General features: G+C 39.8%; 1 protein-coding gene. It reads right to left on the bottom strand.

Annotated features, from left to right (window positions below):
• The coding region (locus GARC_RS27510; protein WP_039990539.1) for a transposase at positions 1–649 on the bottom strand (649 nt) is incomplete at its 3' end.
• Positions 650–1,003 lie beyond the last annotated feature (354 nt).

The raw sequence follows: 1,003 nt of genomic DNA, 5'->3' as shown, positions 1-1,003 counted from the left end.
CTCTTCTAGATAAGGTATTAGCAACCTGTTCAATAAACGAATCATCACCTAACGCCCATGCCTTATTTGTTGCATCGCGAATAGCCTGAATTGTATTGTCAGATAAATGTGAAAGAAAAAGGCTTTGGTAAGCAGACTTTCTTTCCGCTTGAGTATTTCCTAACGCCAAATACAAAGGGTGCGGTGTCAGTAGTGCAATATTGCTATCGCCCGCATTACCTTGATAACTTGACCATGGATACGCAGCCGGATGTTCAACCATCCTAGCTCTAACAGGGTTCAATTCAATGTAACGATAAAGTGTTAATAGGTAACTTTCAGTGTCTACTAACGTCGATTTAAAACGACCTTCCCACAATGTTCCTGTTCGTTGATATGTTTGATTTACGTACCTTACGTAATATCTTCCTAAATTTTGCATAACTTGACTGATCCCATCAATCGAAGGAGCTGTCATTAATAAATGAACATGGTTAGTCATTAGAACAAATGCATGAATGGAAACATTATGCTTAGTAGCGGAATCCTTGAGTTTATCTAAATAAACTGTGTAATCCTGCTCAGCAAAGAAACACGCTTGGCGATTATTGCCTCGTTGAATTATGTGCTGAGGACAGCCCGCGATGGATAGTCGAGGTAGACGAGCCATTTTGTATTCCTTTACATTCTTTGGGTATACAAAGTCTAATTCATAATTCCGTTTATTCAATTCCGACTACTTTCAACGAACCTGACCCCGCAGGTTTTCGTTGAATTATGTGCTGAGGACAGCCCGCGATGGATAGTCGAGGTAGACGAGCCATTTTGTATTCCTTTACATTCTTTGGGTATGCAAAGTCTAATTCATAATTCCGTTTATTCAATTCCGACTACTTTCAACGAACCTGACCCCGCAGGTTTCTATTTTTGTATTCCTTTACATTCTTTGGGTATGCAAAGTCTAATTCATAATTCCGTTTATTCAATTCCGACTACTTTCAACGAACCTGACCCCGCAGGTTTC

This window comes from Paraglaciecola arctica BSs20135 (genome assembly GCF_000314995.1).
In the GTDB taxonomy this organism is placed as follows: Bacteria; Pseudomonadota; Gammaproteobacteria; order Enterobacterales; family Alteromonadaceae; genus Paraglaciecola; species Paraglaciecola arctica.
Note: the sequence above shows the minus strand (reverse complement) of the source record. Positions and strands in the feature narration are given on the sequence as shown.